At 54.4% G+C, this 21,803-nt stretch carries 17 protein-coding genes and 2 tRNA genes; 15 read left to right on the forward strand and 4 right to left on the reverse strand.

The features are described from left to right. Nucleotides 1-32: 32 nt before the first annotated feature. Nucleotides 33-3,995, reverse strand: coding sequence for a trifunctional transcriptional regulator/proline dehydrogenase/L-glutamate gamma-semialdehyde dehydrogenase (gene putA, locus ACR6JA_RS00770; protein ID WP_494493327.1), 3,963 nt, complete (start codon nucleotides 3,993-3,995; stop codon nucleotides 33-35). Nucleotides 3,996-4,421: 426 nt separating this feature from the next. Between putA and putP the strand changes: the two genes are divergently transcribed. The 13 genes from putP (at nucleotide 4,422) to ACR6JA_RS00835 (ending at nucleotide 17,765) form a co-directional block, all read left to right on the forward strand. Beyond that, a complete protein-coding gene (putP, locus tag ACR6JA_RS00775; protein ID WP_166875269.1) occupies nucleotides 4,422-5,930 on the forward strand; it encodes a sodium/proline symporter PutP in 1,509 nt (502 codons plus the stop codon). 494 nt (nucleotides 5,931-6,424) lie between these two features. Next, nucleotides 6,425-7,258, forward strand: a complete 834-nt coding sequence (efeU, locus tag ACR6JA_RS00780) for an iron uptake transporter permease EfeU (protein ID WP_213715890.1) — start codon at nucleotides 6,425-6,427, stop codon at nucleotides 7,256-7,258. A gap of 64 nt (nucleotides 7,259-7,322) precedes the next feature. Continuing rightward, nucleotides 7,323-8,447 carry an iron uptake system protein EfeO gene (gene efeO / locus ACR6JA_RS00785; protein WP_166875266.1) on the forward strand — a complete coding sequence of 375 codons (1,125 nt, stop codon included), beginning with the start codon at nucleotides 7,323-7,325 and terminating at the stop codon, nucleotides 8,445-8,447. Between the two features lie 6 nt (nucleotides 8,448-8,453). Next, on the forward strand, nucleotides 8,454-9,740 hold the full coding sequence (efeB, locus tag ACR6JA_RS00790) for an iron uptake transporter deferrochelatase/peroxidase subunit (RefSeq protein ID WP_494493328.1): 1,287 nt from the start codon (nucleotides 8,454-8,456) through the stop codon (nucleotides 9,738-9,740). Between the two features lie 716 nt (nucleotides 9,741-10,456). Continuing rightward, a complete protein-coding gene (phoH, locus tag ACR6JA_RS00795; protein WP_008455641.1) occupies nucleotides 10,457-11,245 on the forward strand; it encodes a phosphate starvation-inducible protein PhoH in 789 nt (262 codons plus the stop codon). 265 nt (nucleotides 11,246-11,510) lie between these two features. Beyond that, complete coding sequence (locus ACR6JA_RS00800) at nucleotides 11,511-11,834, forward strand: PTS sugar transporter subunit IIB (RefSeq protein ID WP_008455640.1); 324 nt, start codon at nucleotides 11,511-11,513, stop codon at nucleotides 11,832-11,834. Nucleotides 11,835-11,924: 90 nt separating this feature from the next. Then, the gene (chbC, locus tag ACR6JA_RS00805; RefSeq protein WP_008455639.1) at nucleotides 11,925-13,283 is read left to right on the forward strand and encodes a PTS N,N'-diacetylchitobiose transporter subunit IIC; all 1,359 of its coding nucleotides are present in this window, start codon (nucleotides 11,925-11,927) and stop codon (nucleotides 13,281-13,283) included. A 55-nt stretch (nucleotides 13,284-13,338) separates the two neighbouring features. After that, nucleotides 13,339-13,689 carry a PTS N,N'-diacetylchitobiose transporter subunit IIA gene (chbA, locus tag ACR6JA_RS00810; protein WP_008455638.1) on the forward strand — a complete coding sequence of 117 codons (351 nt, stop codon included), beginning with the start codon at nucleotides 13,339-13,341 and terminating at the stop codon, nucleotides 13,687-13,689. 11 nt (nucleotides 13,690-13,700) lie between these two features. Beyond that, nucleotides 13,701-14,537 carry a transcriptional regulator ChbR gene (gene chbR / locus ACR6JA_RS00815; RefSeq protein WP_034808027.1) on the forward strand — a complete coding sequence of 279 codons (837 nt, stop codon included), beginning with the start codon at nucleotides 13,701-13,703 and terminating at the stop codon, nucleotides 14,535-14,537. Between the two features lie 90 nt (nucleotides 14,538-14,627). Next, nucleotides 14,628-15,971, forward strand: a complete 1,344-nt coding sequence (locus tag ACR6JA_RS00820; RefSeq protein WP_039291727.1) for a 6-phospho-beta-glucosidase — start codon at nucleotides 14,628-14,630, stop codon at nucleotides 15,969-15,971. A 45-nt stretch (nucleotides 15,972-16,016) separates the two neighbouring features. Next, nucleotides 16,017-16,778: a chitin disaccharide deacetylase gene (gene chbG, locus ACR6JA_RS00825; RefSeq protein ID WP_213715888.1), complete on the forward strand. Its 762-nt coding sequence runs from the start codon at nucleotides 16,017-16,019 to the stop codon at nucleotides 16,776-16,778. Nucleotides 16,779-16,879: 101 nt separating this feature from the next. Continuing rightward, nucleotides 16,880-17,227, forward strand: a complete 348-nt coding sequence (locus tag ACR6JA_RS00830) for a nitrous oxide-stimulated promoter family protein (RefSeq protein WP_494493329.1) — start codon at nucleotides 16,880-16,882, stop codon at nucleotides 17,225-17,227. A gap of 79 nt (nucleotides 17,228-17,306) precedes the next feature. Beyond that, on the forward strand, nucleotides 17,307-17,765 hold the full coding sequence (locus ACR6JA_RS00835) for an NUDIX hydrolase (protein ID WP_213715886.1): 459 nt from the start codon (nucleotides 17,307-17,309) through the stop codon (nucleotides 17,763-17,765). A gap of 265 nt (nucleotides 17,766-18,030) precedes the next feature. On the opposite strand, the gene ACR6JA_RS00840 is transcribed toward ACR6JA_RS00835, so the two are convergent. Further along, a tRNA-Ser gene (locus ACR6JA_RS00840) sits at nucleotides 18,031-18,118 on the reverse strand. 450 nt (nucleotides 18,119-18,568) lie between these two features. Between ACR6JA_RS00840 and ACR6JA_RS00845 the strand changes: the two genes are divergently transcribed. Next, nucleotides 18,569-18,937, forward strand: coding sequence for a DeoR/GlpR family DNA-binding transcription regulator (locus tag ACR6JA_RS00845; RefSeq protein ID WP_494493330.1), 369 nt, complete (start codon nucleotides 18,569-18,571; stop codon nucleotides 18,935-18,937). Between the two features lie 11 nt (nucleotides 18,938-18,948). Here ACR6JA_RS00845 and ACR6JA_RS00850 read toward each other — a convergent pair whose 3' ends face one another. Together ACR6JA_RS00850 and ACR6JA_RS00855 are read right to left on the reverse strand one after the other, a co-directional pair. Further along, entirely contained in the window at nucleotides 18,949-20,187 is a 1,239-nt protein-coding gene (locus ACR6JA_RS00850; protein ID WP_213715884.1) for an MFS transporter, read from the reverse strand. A gap of 381 nt (nucleotides 20,188-20,568) precedes the next feature. After that, nucleotides 20,569-20,656 (reverse strand) — tRNA-Ser (locus ACR6JA_RS00855). A gap of 203 nt (nucleotides 20,657-20,859) precedes the next feature. Here ACR6JA_RS00855 and ghrA point away from each other — a divergent pair. Continuing rightward, complete coding sequence (gene ghrA, locus ACR6JA_RS00860) at nucleotides 20,860-21,801, forward strand: glyoxylate/hydroxypyruvate reductase GhrA (protein ID WP_213715883.1); 942 nt, start codon at nucleotides 20,860-20,862, stop codon at nucleotides 21,799-21,801. Nucleotides 21,802-21,803 lie beyond the last annotated feature (2 nt).

Genomic DNA, 21,803 nt, shown 5'->3' on the forward strand with positions numbered 1-21,803 from the left:
CATGACGAGAGCCTTTGTATCCTGACAGACTGTTAACCGATTGTCATCAGGCTGGCGTTGCCACCAGCAGCAGCGGTGTTCACGCTCAGAGAACGCTCTACGTAGAGACGCTCAAGCAGAATGTTACTTTCCCCGTGCGCGAAGCCCTGAACGGAAACAATCGCCCCGGTGCGAGCCGCGACGGCTTCGCAAAGTTTGCGCAGCTGGTCGGAGTCGCCGTGGTAAATCACCGCCTCAAACGGCTGCTTCAGCAGATCTTCCGGCTTGGCAAAATCAACCTGCTGCTGTACGGCTTTAGGCAACTGCTTCGCCAGGTCGCGATGCAGGCTGTCATCCGCCCACAGCACGCGGCTGCCCACGCTGGTGACCGCCGCCAACTGCACTAACGCATCACGCTCATCGTCGGCGACGCAAAGAATGCGTTCACGCGGCAGCAGGGCGTAGGTATTGCGCTCCCCGGTTGGGCCTGGCAACACGCGCAGCGTTCCGCTTTGTGCCAGCTCGCCAAACTGCTGGCAAACGGCTTTCAGCTCTTCGCGGTTGGTCGCCCACTCGCTCAGTGCCTGATGGGCAACCTGCAGATCGCTCTTCAGGGAGGCATCCACCGGGGTTTCCGCATCGTGGCGGTTGAAAGTGGTTTGCAGCGCATTTTCAGGGCGGCTCGCCAGCAGGCGGTACAGGTACAGCGGACCACCGGCTTTAGGGCCGGTACCGGACAGGCCTTCGCCGCCGAACGGCTGAACGCCAACCACGGCCCCGACCATGTTGCGGTTAACGTACATGTTGCCGACGTGGGCGGAGCCGGTGACCTGGGCAATCGTCTCGTCGATTCGGGTATGCACGCCGAGCGTCAGACCATAGCCAGCGGCATTGATCTGCTTAATCAGCGATTCAAGATTGTTGCGGTTGTAGCGCACCACGTGCAGCACCGGACCGAACACTTCTTTCTTCATCTCGTCGAAGCTTTCCAGCTCGATAAGGGTTGGCGCTACAAAGGTGCCGGACTGCCATTCGCGCGCGTCCACGCTGTTTTCACGCACGGTCTGGAACACGGTGCGGCCTTTGGCGCGCATCGCCTGGATGTGCTTCTCAATATTCTGCTGCGCTTCGGCGTCAATCACTGGCCCAATGTCGGTGGTCAGGCGGCCTGGGTTACCCATGCGGCATTCCGCCATGGCACCACGAAGCATTTGCAGCGTGTGGTCAGCCACGTCTTCCTGCAGGCAGAGTACGCGCAGGGCGGAGCAGCGCTGCCCGGCGCTGTCGAAGGCGGAGGAAACTACGTCCACCACAACCTGTTCGGTTAGCGCGGAAGAGTCCACGATCATCGCGTTAAGGCCGCCGGTTTCCGCAATCAGCGGCGTTGGGCGGCCCTGAGGATCGAGGCGGTCGGCGATATTGCGCTGCAGCAGAGAGGCGACTTCAGTTGAGCCGGTGAACATCACACCACGTACGCGGGAGTCGCCTGTGAGCTGTGCCCCGACGGTTTCACCACGGCCGGGCAACAACTGGAGTACGCCAGCAGGTACGCCTGCTTCAAGCAGGATCGCAACGCCCTGGGCGGCGATCAGTGGAGTTTGTTCCGCAGGCTTGGCCAGCACGCTGTTCCCGGCGGCAAGCGCGGCAGCAATCTGGCCGGTAAAGATAGCCAGCGGGAAGTTCCACGGACTGATACAGACCACCGGGCCAAGAGGACGATGTGTTTCATTATCGAAGTCGTCACGCACCTGGCCTGCGTAATAGTGCAGGAAGTCTACGGCCTCACGCACTTCGGCGATGGCGTTGCTGAAGGTTTTACCCGCTTCACGCACGAGGATGCCGATCAACTGCTGCATGCGGCTTTCCATCATCACGGCGGCGCGTTCGAGAATAGCGGCACGCTCCTGCGGCGGGGTGGCAAACCAGATTGGCGCGTGGTTGACGGCATTCTCAAGGGCGAGGGAAACCTCTTCGCTCGTGGCTTCACGGGTGTAGCCCACAATGTCGGTTGGCTCGGCCGGGTTTTTCACCGGCGTTAATTCGCCTTCAATAACTGGCTGCTCCAGCACAGGCGAGGCCTGCCATTTCTGTGCGGCGCTGTTCAGCAGGGCGGAAGAAAGCGACGCCAGGCGGTGTTCATTGGCTAAATCAAGGCCGCTGGAGTTGGCGCGTTCCGCCCCGTAAAGCGCTTTCGGCAGGGCGATTTTAGGATGCGGCAACCCTGGCTGGCCTTCTTTGGCGGCCATGGCTTCCACCGCGCTCACCGGGTCCGCAACCAGCTCGTCCAACGGCAGGGTGGCGTCGGCAATGCGGTTGACGAAAGAGGTGTTGGCGCCGTTTTCCAGCAGGCGACGCACCAGGTAAGCCAGCAGCGTTTCGTGCGTACCCACCGGGGCGTAAATGCGGCAAGGGCGGTTCAGTTTGCCATCTGCGACTTTCCCCACCACCTGCTCATACAGCGGCTCACCCATACCGTGCAGGCATTGGAACTCGTACTGGCCTGGGTAGTAGTTCTGCCCGGCCAGATTATAGATAGCAGCCAGCGTGTGGGCGTTATGGGTCGCAAACTGTGGGTAGATCAGGTTCGGCACGGCCAGCAGTTTTTTGGCGCAGGCGAGGTAGGAGATGTCGGTGTACACCTTACGGGTATAGACCGGGTATCCTTCCAGACCGTCGACCTGGGCGCGTTTAATTTCGCTGTCCCAGTAGGCGCCTTTGACCAGGCGAATCATCAGGCGGCGACGGCTGCGGGTGGCCAGATCAACCAGGTAATCAATCACAAACGGGCAGCGCTTTTGGTAGGCCTGAATAACAAAGCCGATGCCGTTCCAGCCCGCCAGTTCAGGTTCAAAGCAGAGTTTTTCCAGCAGATCGAGGGAGATCTCCAGGCGATCCGCCTCTTCGGCGTCAATGTTAATGCCAACGTCATACTGGCGAGCCAGCAGCGTCAGGGACTTCAGGCGCGGGTAAAGCTCTTCCATCACGCGGTCATACTGCGCGCGGCTGTAGCGAGGGTGCAGAGCGGAAAGCTTGATGGAGATACCCGGGCCTTCATAAATCCCGCGTCCGTTGGACGCTTTACCGATGGCGTGAATCGCCTGCTGGTAGGAAACCATATAGGCCTGCGCGTCGGCGGCGGTCAGCGCAGCTTCGCCCAGCATGTCGTAGGAGTAGCGGAAACCTTTCTCTTCCAGCTTGCGGGCGTTAGCCAGCGCTTCGGCGATGGTTTCCCCGGTCACGAACTGCTCGCCCATCAGGCGCATCGCCATGTCCACGCCTTTACGCACCAGCGGCTCACCGCTTTTGCTGATGATGCGGTTCAGGGAGCGGGAAAGGCTGGCTTCGTTGTGGGTGGACACCAGACGGCCAGTAAACAGCAGACCCCAGGTCGCCGCGTTCACGAACAGCGACGGGCTGCGGCCAATGTGCGAGTGCCAGTTACCGTTGCTGATTTTGTCACGGATCAGCGCGTCTCGGGTGGCTTTGTCCGGGATACGCAGCAGCGCTTCCGCGAGGCACATCAGCGCCACGCCTTCCTGGGAAGACAGGGAGAACTCCTGCAGCAGGCTCTGAACCATGCCCGCGCGGCCGGATGCCGTTTTCTGGTTGCGCAGCTTGTCGGCCAGCTGGTAAGCCAGCTTTTGTGTCTGTTCGGCGATAGCTGGAGCCAGACGAGCCTGCTCAAGGATCATCGGGACTGCGTCGGTTTCCGGACGACGCCACGCGGCGGTAATCGCGGCCCGGCTGACGGACTGCGGCAGGATTTGCTCGGCAAAGTCGAGGAACGGCTGCGCCACTTCTTCAGGCTGCACCGGCGATTCTTCGCTCTCATTGGCCGCCCCGGCCAGCAGGGCTGGCAGCTCAGGCAGCTCATCGCTGCTTTCCAGGCGCTCGAGATAATTAAAAATCGCCTGCTTAATCAGCCAGTGTGGGGTGCGGTCAATGCGCGAGGCGGCCTCTTTAATGCGGTCGCGCGTCGCTTCATCCAGTTTTACGCCCATCGTGGTGGTGCCCATACGACAGTCTCCAGGTTAATGATGATTCGGGGTTGTGCTTTGTTAGCCAGCAATATCTATGAAGTTGCAACTTTGTGCAACCTTGTTAAATCGAAGCCGATAAAGGGCCCACAAAAAAGAGGAATTGTTACTAGTAAGATAAGAAATTCGTCTGACGGAGCGGGAAGCGGAACGCTAGATTTATTGATGAAGTTAACACTTTTTAACGGTGCAACCGCTAAAAGTGTGAGTAAGTGCAACCTGGTGAAAAATGCTTACCTAAGGCAGATGCAAACGATGTAAATGCCGTGTTAAATCGTTTGTGAAAAATAAAGGGTTCCGGCAGGATGCATTCCCCATTACATCACGATAACAACACAGCGCCTCGTTCCGGCGCGAAGCAGCCTGGTCAGAGAGAGCAGGCGTAATAGCTATGGAGAAGTCTGAATGACAATTAGCACACCGATGCTGGTGACCTTCCTCGTTTATATCTTTGGCATGATTCTCATCGGCTTTATCGCCTGGCGTTCAACCCGCAGCTTTGACGACTATATTCTTGGCGGCCGTAGCCTCGGGAGCGTGGTGACCGCGCTGTCGGCGGGCGCCTCGGATATGAGCGGCTGGCTGTTAATGGGGTTGCCGGGCGCAATCTTTATCTCTGGTATTTCAGAAAGCTGGATCGCCATCGGCCTGACCTTAGGGGCGTGGATCAACTGGAAATTAGTGGCGGGGCGCCTGCGCGTTCACACGGAATTGAACAACAATGCGCTGACGTTGCCGGATTACTTTACCGGGCGTTTTGAAGACTCCAGTCGCCTGCTGCGGATTATCTCTGCGCTGGTGATCCTGCTGTTCTTCACCATTTATTGTGCTTCCGGCATCGTGGCCGGGGCGCGCCTGTTTGAAAGCACCTTTGGCATGAGCTACGAAACGGCGCTGTGGGCCGGGGCGGCCGCTACCATCCTCTATACCTTTGTGGGCGGGTTCCTGGCGGTGAGCTGGACGGATACCGTGCAGGCCAGCCTGATGATCTTTGCGCTGATTCTGACACCGGTGATGGTGATCATTGCCGTTGGCGGCCTCGATGATTCCCTGATGGTGATTAAGCAAAAGAGCATCGAAAACGTCGATATGCTGAAAGGGCTGAACTTTGTCGCTATCGTTTCGCTGATGGGCTGGGGCCTGGGCTACTTTGGCCAGCCGCATATTCTGGCGCGCTTTATGGCGGCGGATTCACACCACACCATCGTGAACGCACGGCGCATCAGTATGACCTGGATGATCCTCTGCCTGGCGGGTGCCTGCGCGGTGGGCTTCTTCGGGATTGCCTACTTTAACAACAACCCAGAGCAGGCCGGGGCGGTGACGCAAAACGGTGAACGGGTGTTTATCGAGCTGGCGCAAATCCTGTTCAACCCGTGGATTGCCGGGGTGTTGCTCTCCGCGATTCTGGCGGCGGTGATGTCCACGCTGAGCTGCCAACTGCTGGTGTGTTCCAGCGCGATTACCGAAGATCTGTACAAAGCGTTCCTGCGTAAAGGCGCGAGCCAGAAAGAGCTGGTGTGGGTAGGGCGCATGATGGTGCTGGTCGTCGCGCTGGTGGCGATTGCCCTGGCCGCTAACCCGGAAAACCGCGTACTGGGCCTGGTCAGCTACGCCTGGGCCGGTTTTGGCGCGGCGTTTGGCCCGGTGGTGCTGTTCTCGGTGATGTGGTCACGCATGACCCGCAACGGGGCGCTGGTAGGGATGATTGTCGGGGCGGCAACCGTGCTAGTCTGGAAGCAGTTTGGCTGGCTGGGGCTGTACGAAATTATCCCAGGCTTCGCTTTCGCCAGCCTGGCGATTGTGGCGGTGAGCCTGCTGGGTAAAGCACCTTCAACGTCCATGCAGAAGCGTTTCGCCGAAGCCGATGCGGTTTATCACACCGCGCCGCCGAGCAAACTGCAGCCTGAGTAACAGCGACATTTTACAGGGGCCGGTTAATCCGGCCCTTTATAGGTTGCTGACAAAGAGGAAAAAAGCGTGGTTTTTCCCTCTTTGTGGTTATCAGCCGAAAATCAATGAATTGATTTTCCTGTTTTTTTTAATGAGTCATCTGATATTTCTTCTCTCGTCAGAGGGTTGTTATCAGTCTGAAGGGCCGGTTAATCCGGCCCTTTATAGGTTGCTGACAAAGAGGAAAAAAGCGTGGTTTTTCCCTCTTTGTGGTTATCAGCCGAAAATCAATGAATTGATTTTCCTGTTTTTTAATGAGTCATCTGATATTTCTTCTTTCGTCAGAGGCTTGTCATCAGTCTGAAGGGCCGGTTAATCCGGCCCTTTTTACATCTGGTCATAAATATGTAATCCCCGTCTCTTGTTTTTCTTTTCAGCGCTAATGATAATCACAATCGTTATGGTTTACTTTTCTTTACGTCAATTGACTTGTATTCACATCTGAGGTGTCAGGCATGTTTGTTCCGTTTCTCATCATGTTACGCGAAGGGCTGGAGGCAGCGCTCATCGTTAGCCTGATTGCCAGCTATCTGAAGCGTACCCAGCGCGGCCAGTGGATAGCCGTGATGTGGATTGGCGTTTTTGCCGCCGCTGCACTTTGCCTGGGCCTCGGTATCTTCATCAATGAAACCACCGGCGAGTTCCCGCAAAAAGAGCAGGAGCTGTTTGAGGGGATCGTGGCGGTTATTGCCGTGTTTATTCTGACCTGGATGGTGTTCTGGATGCGTAAAGTGTCCCGCAACGTCAAGGTGCAGCTGGAGCAGGCGGTGGATAACGCGCTGCACAGCAAAGGCAACCACGGCTGGGCGCTGATCATGATGGTCTTTTTCGCCGTCGCGCGCGAAGGTCTGGAGTCGGTGTTCTTCCTGCTGGCGGCTTTCCAACAGGACGTGGGCATTTGGCCACCGCTGGGGGCGATGCTGGGCCTGGCCACCGCCGTCGTTTTAGGCTTCCTTATTTACTGGGGCGGGATTCGTCTCAATTTGGGCGCGTTCTTTAAATGGACCAGTCTGTTTATTCTGCTGGTGGCCGCAGGCCTTGCAGCCGGTGCCGTGCGCGCATTCCACGAAGCCGGGCTGTGGAACCACTTCCAGGATATCGCGTTTGATATGAGCAACACGCTCTCCACCCATTCGCTGACCGGCACCTTGCTGGAGGGGATTTTTGGCTATCAGGAAACCCCAACCGTGAGCGAAGTGGCGATGTACTTCATCTATCTGATTCCGGCGCTGGTGCTGTTCTTTATGCCGCCGCGCGTGAACAACCAGGCGACCAATACGGCTCGTTAATTGATTTCCGGCGGGGCGACTCGCCGTTCAGTGATAACTACTCATTGCTTAATAGGGATAGGTCATGACCAAACATTTTCGTCTGAAGGCACTGCACGTTGCGCTGCTCGCGCTTGTCTCTTCCACGTTTGCCGCGCAGGCGGCGGATATTCCCCAGGTAAAAGTCACCGTCACGGATAAACAATGTGAGCCGATGAATGTGACCGTGAACGCCGGGAAAACCCAGTTCATTATCCAGAATAACAGCCAGAAAGCGCTGGAGTGGGAGATCCTGAAAGGGGTGATGGTGGTGGAAGAGCGTGAAAACATCGCGCCGGGCTTCTCCCAGAAGCTGACCGCCAACCTGCAGCCGGGTGAATACGACATGACCTGCGGTCTGCTGACCAACCCGAAAGGCAAGCTGGTGGTGAAAGCGACAGGCAAACAGGAAGCACCTAAATCCGATCTGCTGGCGCTGACCGGCCCAATCACCGAATACAAAGCCTATGTGACCGCTGAAGTTGCGGAACTGGTGAAAGGCACCAAAGCCTTTACCGACGCGGTGAAAGCCGGCGATTTAGAGAAAGCCAAAGCCCTGTATGCGCCAACTCGTCAGCATTACGAGCGTATTGAGCCGATTGCCGAGCTGTTCTCAGACCTCGACAGCAGCATTGATGCCCGTGAAGACGACTTCGAGAAAAAAGCGGATGACCCGAAATTCACCGGTTTCCACCGTCTGGAGAAGATCCTGTTTGGCGACAACACCACCAAAGACGCCGCGCAGTTTGCCGACAAGCTGAACGCCGACGTGCTGGATCTGCAGACTCGTGTTTCCGAGCTGGCCTTCCCGCCGAGCAAAGTCGTTGGCGGTGCAGCTGGCCTGATTGAAGAAGTCGCTGCGACCAAAATCAGCGGAGAAGAAGACCGCTACAGCCACACTGACCTGTGGGACTTCCAGGCGAACGTCGACGGCGCGCAGAAAATCGTTAACCTGCTGCGTCCTCAACTGACTAAAGAGAATCCGGCGCTGCTGGCAAAAGTGGATGCCAACTTCAAGAAAGTTGACGCCATTCTGGCGAAGTACCGCACCAAAGACGGGTTTGAAACCTACGACAAGCTGACGGATAACGATCGTAAAGCGCTGAAAGGACCAATCACTACGCTTGCGGAAGACTTGTCTCAGCTACGCGGCGTGATGGGCCTGGACTAAAGCATCATGAGTGATAAGGACAACACCGGCGCGCACCAACCGGCGCGCCGCCAACTGCTGAAAACACTGGGCGCCCTCGGGGGCGCTTTTGCCGTGGGCGGCGGGTGCCCGATGGCGGCCCATGCGGCGAATCCGGCCTCTTCGCCGGGCACGCTGCCGCCGGATGGTCGCCTTGAAAGCCAACCGCTGTATGGCGAACACCAGGCCGGGATTCTGACACCCCAGCAGGCCGCCATGATGCTCGTGGCGTTTGACGTGCTGGCCAGCGACAAAGCCGACCTCGAACGTCTTTTCCGCCTGCTGACCGCCCGCTTTGACTTTCTGACCAGCGGCGGCCCGGCACAGGCAACGCCAAATCCACGGCTACCGCCGATGGACTCCGGCATTCTTGGGGCGGAAATTTACCCGGATAACCTGACGATCACGGTTTCCGCCGGCAGTTCGCTGTTTGACGAGCGTTTTGGCCTGCAAAAGCAGATGCCGAAAAAGCTACAGCCAATGACCAGTTTCCCGAATGATTCGCTGGATGCCAGCCTGTGTCACGGCGATTTGCTGCTGCAGATTTGTGCCAACACCAACGACACGGTGATCCACGCGTTACGCGATATTATCAAGCACACGCCAGATCTCCTCAGCGTGCGCTGGAAGCGGGAAGGGTTCATCTCCAACCATGCCGCGCGCAGCCGAGGGAAAGAGACGCCCATCAACCTGTTAGGCTTCAAAGACGGCACGGCCAACCCGGACAGCCATGATAAGCCACTGATGGACGACGTGGTGTGGGTAACGAAACAACAGCAGGAGCCAGCCTGGGCTACCGGCGGTAGCTATCAGGCCGTGCGCATTATTCAGTTCCACGTTGAGTCCTGGGACCGTACGCCGCTGAAAGAGCAGCAGACTATCTTCGGGCGAGAGAAACACAGCGGTGCGCCGCTGGGTATGAAGAATGAGCACGATGTGCCGGACTATACTGCCGATCCTGACGGCGATGTGATTGCGCTGGATGCCCATATTCGCCTGGCCAACCCGAGGACCCAAGAGACGCAGTCGGGGTTGATGATGCGGCGGGGCTACAGCTATTCGCTGGGCGCCACCAAATCCGGCCAGCTCGACATGGGGCTGCTGTTCGTCTGCTACCAGCATGACCTTGAAAAAGGCTTCCTGACGGTGCAGGGCAGGCTGAACGGCGAGGCGCTGGAAGAGTACATCAAGCCGATCGGCGGCGGGTATTTCTTCGCGCTGCCGGGCGTGCCGGATAAACAGCATTATCTGGGGCAGGGGATGATTGAGGCGTAATTATTGCCGTACCGGTGATGAAAGCCGGGAACGAATCTTCCCCTCACCCCGGCCCTCTCCCTAAGGGGGCGAGAGAGAAAACAGCTGACGGGAGCATTATTTATTCCCTCTCCCTTTTAGGGAGAGGGTTAGGTTGAGGGTAAATCCAGAAGCGACATTGTGACGGAGGGAAACCTTAGCCGTTCTTTTCGAGAGTGGTTTATGTAGATTTTCATTTGCTAACAATTCACTACCCCTATTATTCATTACAATTCCCTATGACTATCCCGCTGATATATTTCTGTAATATTGATGTGCGAAAACGTTACACAGCAGCGGATTACGATTAAACGTTACTTAAAAGTGAAATTTATGTTGCATTTTGGGTGATGTTTGTTGTACTTAAAGCATGAGCGGTAGTTCCCTGCTGTGACGTTTAATCACTACGGAGATCGCGAATGGTTGGGTCCTGTACTGGACGGTTACTTAAACACTTTACCCGCACTACCCAGCGCGGAGGCCTCTCCTCCGGCTTCGCTATCTTCACCGCTAAATTTCCCCATTCAGAGTCAAATCAGCGTCCTAACGGTGCGTCAGGCAACGTTTCGCGTTCGCTTAACGCGCCCTCTCAACCGGCAGTTAATGGCTTACAAGGAAGCCAAACCTCATCCGTTAGTGGCCATAATCGCGCCTGTCCAGACGGCGCGGGAAATGAAACCAACTGTAAGGTGCCATCCATGGGAAGACAGAAAGCTGTGATCAAAGCTCGTCGCGAAGCAAAACGTGTGCTGAGACGGGATTCGCGTAGCCACCGGCAGCGTGAAGAGGAATCGGTCACCACGCTTGTGCAGATGAGCGGCGTAGAATCTATAGGCATGGCGCGCGACAGCCGCGACCATTCACCTATCGAAGCGCGGAATGAAGCTCAGGCGCACTATCTTAATGCCATCGAGAAAAAGCAGCTGATATTTGCTACCGGCGAAGCCGGCTGTGGCAAGACGTTCATCAGCGCGGCAAAAGCCGCTGAGGCCCTGATACATAAGGATGTTGACAGGATTATTGTTACCCGTCCGGTGCTGCAGGCCGATGAAGATCTCGGCTTCCTCCCCGGTGATATCTCAGAAAAGTTCGCCCCGTATTTCCGCCCGGTGTATGACATCCTGGTGCGACGTTTAGGGTCGTCTTTTATGCAGTATTGCCTGCGGCCTGAAATTGGTAAGGTTGAGATTGCGCCGTTCGCCTATATGCGCGGACGCACTTTTGAAAATGCCGTGGTTATTCTGGATGAGGCGCAGAATGTCACAGCAGCGCAAATGAAGATGTTCCTCACCCGCCTCGGGGAAAACGTGACGGTTATCGTCAATGGCGATATCACGCAGTGCGATTTACCTGCGGGCGTACCGTCCGGTTTAAGCGATGCGCTGAACCGTTTTGAAGAAGATGACATGGTTGGCGTTGTTCGCTTTGGTAAGCAGGATTGTGTGCGTTCGGCCCTCTGCCAGCGCACGCTGAACGCCTACGACTAACGGTCTTCAACGATTTAGACAAAAGCCCAAACTTCGGTTTGGGCTTTTTTATTTGCGCGAATTATTTGGCCAAACTGTGAAGGGGGTCATAACGCCAGGTCAAGGAGAGACAATTTATGAGGGATGAGAATTATCTCTCTTCAGAATGCATGCCGTATACTTTCCTCAAGCAGAGACAATAGTCTCTCTCCACAAACCCGCTTTGGAACAGCAACAATACGCCACGGAAGTCCGTTACAGCGTATTGAGACTTGAGGAACAACTTATGCAAAAGAAAAAAATTTACCTGTTCTGCTCCGCTGGGATGTCAACCTCGCTGCTAGTGACCAAAATGCGAGCGCAGGCCGAAAAGTATGAAGTGCCGGTAGAAATTGAAGCTTTCTCTGAGTCTTTGGCCAGCGAGAAAGGGAAACATGCGGACCTGGTATTGCTCGGGCCACAAATTGCCTACATGCAGGCAGATATCAAGAAATTGTTGCCCACCAAGCCTGTAGAAGTTATCGATTCTGCTCTGTACGGTAAAGTCGATGGGCTGGGTGTGTTGAAAGCGGCTGTGGCAGCAATTAAGAAAGCAGCGGCCGAGAGTTAATTTTTTATTCTTGTTTTGTTTAATTTTCCGTCAAAGAGCGACTTACACCTACAGCCGTAAGTAATTACGGCTTTCAAGGATATTTATAATATGAGTAAAGTCATTGATTCACTTGAGAAGGTTCTCCTGCCTTTTGCTGTAAAAATAGGAAAGCAGCCTCACGTTAATGCCATTAAAAACGGTTTTATTAAATTAATGCCATTAACCCTAACGGGGGCAATGTTTGTTCTGATCAACAACGTATTCCTGAGCTTCGGCGCAGGGTCATTCTTCTACTCGTTAGGCATCCGTTTAGACCCCGAGACCATTGAAACCCTGAATGGGTTTAAAGCTATCGGCGGCAATGTGTACAACGGTACGTTGGGCATAATGTCGCTGATGGCGCCTTTTTTCATTGGCATGGCATTAGCTGAAGAAAGAAAGGTCGATCCTTTGGCAGCGGGCTTATTATCCGTCGCAGCCTTTATGACCGTGACGCCATACAGCGTGGGCGAAGCCTATGCCGTGGGTGCTAACTGGTTAGGCGGCCAGAATATTATCTCCGGTATGATTATCGGTCTGGTTGTCGCGGAACTGTTTACCTTTGTTGTGCGCCGGAACTGGGTAATTACCCTGCCGGACAGCGTACCGGCCTCAGTATCCCGCTCGTTCTCGGCGTTAATTCCAGGCTTCCTGATTCTGTCTATCTTCGGGATCATTTCCTGGGCGCTGTCTCACTACGGCAGCAACTTCCACCAGATCATCATGGACTCCATTTCGACTCCGCTGGCGTCAATGGGTAGCGTGGTTGGCTGGGCATACGTGATTTTCAACTCCCTGCTGTGGTTCTTCGGTGTTCACGGTTCTCTGGCGCTTACAGCTCTGGATAACGGCATCATGACCCCATGGGCGCTGGAAAACGTCGCGCTATACCAGCAGTACGGTTCTGTAGAAGCTGCTATCGAAGCGGGCAAACAGTTCCACTTCTGGGCGAAACCAATGCTCGACTCCTACATCCTGCTGGGGGGGTCCGGTGCGACGCTGGGTCTGATTATCGCTATCTTCATCGCCTCTCGCCGCGCCGATCACCGTCAGGTGGCTAAGCTGGCGCTGCCGTCAGGCATCTTCCAGATTAACGAACCGATTCTGTTTGGTCTGCCGATCATCATGAACCCGGTCATGTTCATTCCGTTCGTGGCGGTACAGCCGATTCTGGCTGCGATCACCCTGATTGCGTACTCCATGGGCATTATCCCGCCGGTCACCAACCTGGCACCGTGGACCATGCCTACCGGCCTGGGCGCCTTCTTCAACAGTAACGGCAGCGTCGCTGCACTGCTGGTGGCGCTGTTCAACCTGGGTGTTGCAACGCTGGTATACATGCCGTTCGTTATCCTGTCCAACAAGGCACAGGCGGTTATTGAAGAAGAAGAAAGCGAAGAAGATATCGCTAACGCACTGAAATTCTAAGTTCAGCCGGGGGAGAGAATGCCTCCCCCGTTTTCAGAATCCGGGGAGCACTCGTATGTTTGATTTAGATAATGTTGTTGAAACGGAAGTAGAAGTGGACGATCTCGAAGAAGTGGTGATGGGCTTAATCATCAATTCAGGCCAGGCCCGCAGCCTAGCCTACGGCGCGCTCAAAAAGGCCAAGCAGGGTGACTTCGCCGGGGCCAAAGAGATGATGGACCAGTCCCGCACTGCGCTGAACGAAGCGCACCTGGTGCAAACTAAGCTGATTGAAGGCGACCAGGGCGAAGGTAAAACCAAAGTGAGCCTGGTGCTGGTACACGCGCAGGACCACCTGATGACGTCGATGCTGGCGCGTGAGCTGGTCACCGAGTTGATTGAATTGCACGAGAAAATGGACAAGTAGCAGGTCAGCATATGCAGCCAGAGATAGACAATATGGAAATTAACATTGTTCGTGAAAGCCAGCTGTTTAACGGCAAGTGTTTCCATGCGTTTATCTACACCAAAGAAGAGAGCGTGAGCGGGCTGCACCAGCATGACTACTACGAATTCACTATCGTGTTAACCGGGCGCTACTACCAGGAAATTAACGGTAAGCGCGTACTGATGGAGCGAGGCGATTTTGTCTTTATTCCGGTCGGTTCCCATCATCAGAGTTTCTACGAGTTTGGTGCGACCCGGTTATTTAACGTGGGGATCAGTCAGCAGTTCTTTGAACAGCATTATATGCCGCTGCTGCCGTCCCATTTGGTGGCCTCACAGGTTTACCAGATTAAGGATGAATTCCTGGCGTTTATGGAATCGGTGATTGCCTCGTTTAATTTCCGCGAAGGGGAATTTAACGAGTTCCTCGAAATGGTGAGTTTTTATGTCGTCAATCGGCTGCGCCATTATCGGGAGTCGGAAAATCAGGATGATATTCCATTGTGGTTAAAATCCACCGTTGAAGGGATGCACGACAAAATGCGTTTTGGTGACAAAGCCTTATTAAACATGGTCGCGCTTTCGGGTAAGTCGCAGGAATATTTAACGCGCGCCACTCAGCGCTATTATGGCAAAACGCCGATGCAGATTATTAACGAAATCCGCATTAATTTTGCCAAGAAGCAGCTGGAGATTACTAACTCGTCGGTGACCGATATTGCCTTTGAGTCCGGCTACAGCAGCCCCAGCATGTTTATTAAGAACTTTAAAAAGGTCACCTCTTTTACGCCAAATAGTTATCGGAAGAAATTGTACAGCATTAATTAAGGTGCTGATTAATTACCACGGTCAATATTGCGTTTTTATTAACTTATTCAATTTTCTAAATACGGCGCGTGGCGCTGTACGGGAGCCTGTATGACTAAGAAATTAAAAGTTGTTACTATCGGTGGCGGCAGCAGCTATACCCCAGAATTACTTGAAGGTTTTATTAAGCGCTATCATGAATTACCGATTACCGAACTTTGGCTGGTGGATGTCGAAGCCGGTAAAGAAAAGCAGGATATTATTTTCAATCTTTGCCAGCGCATGATTGAGCACGCCGGTGTGCCGATGACGGTACACAAGAGCCTCGACCGTCGTGAAGCGCTGAAAGACGCGGACTTCGTGACCACCCAGCTGCGCGTGGGCCAGCTGAAAGCGCGCGAGCTGGATGAGCGTATTCCGCTGAGCCACGGTTATCTTGGCCAGGAAACCAACGGCGCGGGTGGCCTGTTCAAAGGGCTGCGCACCATTCCAGTGATTTTCGACATCATCAAAGACGTGCAGGAAATCTGCCCGGATGCGTGGGTTATCAACTTCACTAACCCGGCCGGGATGGTGACTGAGGCGGTATTCCGCCACACCAACTTCAAAAAATTCATCGGCGTGTGTAACATTCCTGTTGGCATGAAGATGTTTATTACCGACGTGCTGAAGCTGACCCCGGAAGATGACCTGGGGATCGATCTCTTCGGCCTGAATCACATGGTGTTCATCAAAGATGTGCTGGTGAACGGCGAATCCCGCTTTGCCGAACTGCTGGACGGCGTGGCCAGCGGAAAACTGAGCGCTAACTCGGTGAAAAACATCTTCGATATGCCATTTAGCGAAGGGCTGATCCGTTCTCTGAACCTGCTGCCGTGCTCTTACCTGTTGTACTACTTCAAGCAGAAAGAGATGCTGGCCATCGAAATGGGCGAGTTCTACAAAGGCGGCGCGCGCGCTTCCGTGGTGCAGAAGGTCGAGAAACAGCTGTTCGAACTGTATAAAGATCCTAACCTGGATGTGAAACCGAAAGAGCTGGAGCTGCGCGGCGGGGCTTACTACTCTGACGCCGCATGCGAAGTGATCAGCGCTATCTACAATGATAAGCAGACCGAGCACTACGTGAACATTCCGCACCATGGCCACGTGGACAATATCCCGGCGGACTGGGCTATCGAGACGACCAGTATCATTGGCCGTGACGGCGCAAGGCCACACCCGCGCGTGACTCACTTCGACGAGAAAGTGATGGGCCTGATTCATACCATCAAAGGCTTCGAAGTGGCGGCGAGCCAGGCGGCACTGAGCGGTGAATTCAACGATGTGTTGCTGGCGCTGAACCTGAGCCCGCTTATCCACTCTGACAAGGATGCGGAAGTGATTGCCAAAGAGATGCTGCTTGCCCATAAAGCCCATCTGCCAAACTTTGCGAAAGCTATCGAAAAACTGGCTTAATGCCTTGCCCTCCCCGGACGGGGAGGGCCACTTAAGAGGGATGCTATGGACCGCTTACTGATTATCAACGCCGATGACTTTGGCCTGAGTAAGGCGCAAAACTACGGCATCATCGAAGCGTTTCACCACGGTGTGGTGACGTCAACCACCGCGATGGTTAACGCTGAAGCCATTAAACATGCTGCCGGGCTGTGCGCACGCTATCCGGGGTTGGGGGTCGGCATGCACTTCGTGCTGACGCTGGGACAACCGCTGACCAACATGCCGGGGCTGACTCGCGAAACGGGCGTACTGGGTAAATGGATTTGGGAGATGGCCGAGCAGGGGCAGTTGGACCTGGACGAGATCAAACGCGAACTGGAAAGCCAGTATCAGCGCTTTATCGAGATTTTTGGTATTGAACCAACCCATCTTGATAGCCACCATCACGTGCATATGATCCCTGAAATTTTCCCCATCGTTGCGGCGTTTGCCAGCGCGAAAGGGATCCCGCTGCGCGTCGATCGTGATGCCGCAGCCCGGGACAACATTTCCCTGGTTGGCGTGCGGACTACGCAAGGGTTTAGCAGCGAGTTTTACGGCGATTCGATTTCTGAAAGCCTGCTTCTGGAGTGCGTGGATGCTTCGGCTAAGCGAGAGGAAGCCTCGCTGGAAGTGATGTGCCACCCGTCATTTGTGGATAACACGCTGCTGAAAAGCAACTACTGCTACCCGCGCCTTGCGGAGCTGGAAGTGCTTACCTCCGCCGCGTTGAAATACGCGATTGCCGAACGAGGCTACCGTCTGGGCACGTTCCGCGATCTCTAACCCCTATTCGTACTTCGGCCTGCTGTCGATAAGGTGTATTATTGCCGCATCTTATCGACAATCATTGACCGGACGTTTGTACCGGTTAACCAGGTGCAGCTATGTCCGGAAAACGCATCCAACGCGAAAAGCAAACCATCGCTAAAATGCTCGCCCTGTACGAGCGCAAAAACCCAGCTGCCAGCCCGGATCCAGACCATTACTCACGGCTATACGACTACGCTGCCAAAAGGTTGGATCGCTGCGCTTTTGGCGAAGAAAAGCCCGCCTGCAAGCAATGTCCCATCCACTGCTATCAGCCCGCAAAACGTGAAGAAATGAAGCAGGTGATGCGCTGGAGTGGTCCCCGAATGCTGTTTCACCATCCGATTCTGACCGTGCTTCATTTGATGGACGATCGCCGTCCGGTTCCACCGCTGCCGGAGAAATATCAGCGTAAGAAAGAGTGACGGAGTCAGTCATGCCGGTTTCATCTTAATCGTGTATAAACGCTGACAATAACGCGCCGTTTTGCCAGGAGGGTAGGCGATGGGATACGTGGAAGAAATGAGGGCGCTGGTAGGCCACCGGCTTTTATTAGTGGCCGGGGCGAATGTCATCATCACCGATGATCAGCAGCGCATTTTGTTGCAGCTGAGGCGCGATGGCGGCTGGGGATTGCCCGGCGGTTTGCTTGAGCCCGGTGAAAGTTTTGAAGAAACGGCTATTCGTGAAGTGAAAGAAGAGACGAATCTTGATGTTCACGACCTGACTTTACTCGGCACTTTTTCGGGTTCGGACTATACGTTTAGGCTCGAGAATAAAGACAGGATTAACGTCATTACTTCACTGTTCGAAGTGACAAGCTGGTCAGGCCGTATGATTAATGATCCTACAGAAGGTCTGGCGCTCACCTTCTTTGCGGAGAGCGAGATCCCGGCAGAAACAAAGGATGAATACAGGGGTTATATAAACTACTACCTGGCGCAAAGAGTTGCTAAAAAGTAACTGCAGGTTGTATTCGAACCCGTCCCTCGCGGTGCGACATGCGAAAAAAAAGCCCGCATTTGCATGCGAGCTCTTCTTTAAATATGGCGGTCAGGGAGGGATATCACTCGCGCCGTCCATGGCGCTCGCCCTTCGGGTTGCCGGAGGCAATGCAAAACGGCTGTCCTGTCGTTTTGGCGAACCTGTCGAGGGTTCTCATCCGTCCCTCATGGGATTACGGGCAATAAAAAAGCCTGAACGTGAGTTCAGGCTCTCTTATCGAAGATGGCGGTGAGGGAGGGATTCGAACCCTCGATACGTTGCCGTATACACACTTTCCAGGCGTGCTCCTTCAGCCACTCGGACACCTCACCATATTGTTTTGCTGCACACCTTAGGTGGGCAACGGGGCGCTACTATAGGGAGTCATGCCTCTCCGGTCAAGCCTATTTTCAGCGATCTTCGTCGTTCGGTTAAGGTCTGAGCGTTTTTCTTTGCTTTAGGTTAAACCTGTCGCCTTAAGGGTACTTTTTGGCTAATGGCTCAGTTGAAACGCTTTCAACATCAGGTGAAGTAATATCGTAGCGTGAGAAACAGACGGTCCGACGCTACGGGCAGCTTTCTTCCTGCGATTCACATGATTTTGTTAATTTTCCCAAACGCGATGATTTAATAAAGTTGTTTACTATCAATAAGATGTGATTTTTTCTGGAATAAAAATAAACCCTCCACGCGTGATTGCGATCCTATTTTTGTGAATGCTCGCGGCGAATAATGTTAGTCATGAATTGGCCGTAGAGCGCCCGGCCTGAGAGAGTAAAACGATGCAGCCTGAAGAACGACAAGAGTTTATCTATCGCCATATTTTTACCCGACGTTCTGCCACTATTAAAGAACTGGCAAAGCTGATGGATGTCTCTGAGATGACCATCCGGCGGGATATCAAGACTCTGGAAGAGATGGGATTACTTGTCGGCATTCTCGGGGGAGCAAAGCTGAATGCCGTGATTCACCATGAGCTTCCCTATTCGGATAAGGCTCTGCTGCACAGTAGAGCCAAGAAGAAAATTGGTCGTTACGCAGCAGGATTAGTACAGGAAGGGCAGATCGTTTATTTGGATGCCGGCACAACAAATTATGAAATTGCTCGCCACCAGGGGGAGCGATTCAACCTTACTTGTGTTATCGCCTGACGTTTTATGCGTCAGGAAATACTTTCATTTTCAAGCTTTTGTCGTTGACGCAGGTGTGGGAAAAGGGTCATCCATACCGCCACCACCACCAGTGTGCCGATGCCACCAAGCGCGGCAGCCGGTACTGCGCCCATCCAGGCGGCGAGCAGGCCGGATTCAAATTCGCCGAGCTGGTTTGAGGTGTTGATAAAGATGGCATTTACCGCATTGACTCGGCCTCGCATCTCATCCGGCGTATCCAGCTGCACCAGGGCGCCGCGAATGACCATACTGACCATATCAAAACCACCCAGGGCAGCCAGCGCAAGCAGGGAAAGCCACAGCTGCGTTGAAAGGGCGAATACCAGCGTCGCCAGGCCAAAACCGGCCACCGAAGTGAACATGATCATGCCGACGTTTTTTTCCAGCTTATGACGGCTGAGCCAGATGCCAACCACCAGTGCGCCGATCGAGGGCGCGCCGCGCAGCATGCCCAGTCCCCAGGGACCCGTGTGCAAAATATCCTGTGCAAATATCGGTAATAGCGCCGTGGCGCCACCAAGAAGCACGGCAAAAAGATCGAGCGAAATCACACCCAGCACATCTTTGCGTTCGCGGATAAAGCGCACGCCGGCAAATAAATTGGTGATGTTCATCGGCAGGCGGGCCTGCGGCGGCCGTTCATAACGGAGTCGACTCACCAGCACAATAGAGAACAAATAGAACAGGGCGGAAACGCCATATACGACTTCCGGGCCTGCGACATAAAGCAGGCCGCCCAGCGTCGGGCCGATAATCACCGCGGCCTGCCCGCCGACGGAACTGGCCGCCATTGCCCGGGCCAAAACAGGGGGAGGCACCAGGGCCGGCAGCATGGAAGTAATAGAGGGCCACTCCAGCGCCTTCGCCAGTGAGATTAAAAAGACCAGCCCCCAAATCTCAATCTTATCTGCCCAGTACAATAGCGTCAGCATGACCAGGCCAAGTAAAGCCAGACATTCAATGAGCTGACCAAACAGTACAATCCGGCGACGATCGAACTGATCTGCCAGATGCCCGGCGGGTAAGGCAAGCAACACTGAAGGTAAAAATTGCATTAGGCCTATCATCCCGAGCGCCATAGCGCTGTGGGTGATGCTATAGATTTGCCAGCTAACGGCTACGGAAAACATCTGAAAACCAAACGATGAACAGGTTCGTGCCAGCCAAAAAGCAACGAACGATCTGTGCCGCAGCAGTGACTCTTCCGCTGCGGGTAACGGTGACCCCATAGTCTTTTACCCCATTAATTGAAATCGTATTCCGGCGAGGTTCGTTGCCTGGCCTGGTGAAAAGTCTGCCTGAGACTCTCCTTAATTTTTTTCACATTATAGAATGTTGCATCTTCTGTGTTCAGACAGTGGCAGGGTGTGCGCTTCATGCGACATGTGAAAAAAAGCCCGCATTTGCATGCGAGCTTTTCTTTAAATATGGCGGTGAGGGAGGGATATCACTCGCGCCGTCCATGGCGCTCACCCTGCGGGTTGCCGGGGGCAATGCAAAACGGCTGTCCTGCCGTTTTGGCGAACCCTGTCGAGGGTTCTCATCCGTCCCTCATGGGATTACGGGCAATAAAAAAGCCTGAACGTGAGTTCAGGCTCTCTTATCTAATATGGCGGTGAGGGAGGGATTCGAACCCTCGATACGTTGCCGTATACACACTTTCCAGGCGTGCTCCTTCAGCCACTCGGACACCTCACCATATTGTTGCCCCAGCGCTGCTGGAACGGGCGCTAATTTAGGGAAAATAGGCTTCGCCGTCAATGCTAATTTCATGTTTTTGGTGCGTTTAGCCAAACTTCATCCAACTTGATTCTTAAACCACCACAAGATGCTGCTTTTTATTACTTTGGGGCTTGCATGGGGAGTCGATTCGCGCAAGCCTAAGAAAAAAAGGAGGCAGTATGGACGTTATTTTTCATCACCCCACTTTTGACACCGAGTACTGGCTGAATCGCCTTCAGCAGGCTTTACCTGGCGCACGCGTTCGCCAGTGGAAGCAAGGGGACCAACAATCCGCGGATTACGCCCTTGTCTGGCATCCTCCGGTGGAAATGCTTAGCGGCCGTAAAGGGCTAAAAGGTGTATTTGCGCTGGGGGCGGGCGTAGACGCTATTCTCAGCAAACTTCAGGCTCATCCTGACATGCTGCCTGACGGCGTGCCGCTGTTCCGCCTCGAAGATACCGGCATGGGGCTGCAGATGCAGGAGTATGCGGTCAGCCAGGTGCTGCACTGGTTCCGTCGTTTTGACGATTACCAGAGACAAAAACAGCAGGGGAAATGGCAGCCGCTGGACGATTATCGTCGCGAGGATTTCACCATTGGGATCCTTGGCGCAGGCGTGCTGGGCGGTAAAGTCGCTGAAAGTCTTGTGGCCTGGGGCTTCCCGGTTCGCTGCTGGAGCCGCAGTAAGAAAGATTTCCCTGGCGTAGAAAGTTTTGCCGGTGGCGAAGCGCTGCCTGCCTTTTTAAGCGGCACCCGCGTGTTGATCAACTTGCTGCCTAATACGCCGCAAACCGTCGGCATCATCAATCGTGAATTGTTGAGTCAATTGGCTAAAGAGTCCTACGTGATAAATCTCGCGCGCGGGGTTCACCTTGTCGAGGCCGATCTGCTTGCGGCGTTGGATGCCGGGCAGCTCAAGGGCGCAATGCTGGACGTCTTCTCTAAAGAGCCGCTGCCGGAAAATAATCCGCTATGGGCGCATCCTCGCGTGGCAATTACGCCGCATGTTGCAGCGGTAACTCGTCCTGATGAGGCGATTGCCTATATAGCAAAAACGATTACTCAACTGGAAAACGGTGAAGCCGTTTCCGGTGAAGTCTCACTTCAGCACGGCTATTAAGC

The organism is Cedecea sp. B1(4) (assembly GCF_059414925.1).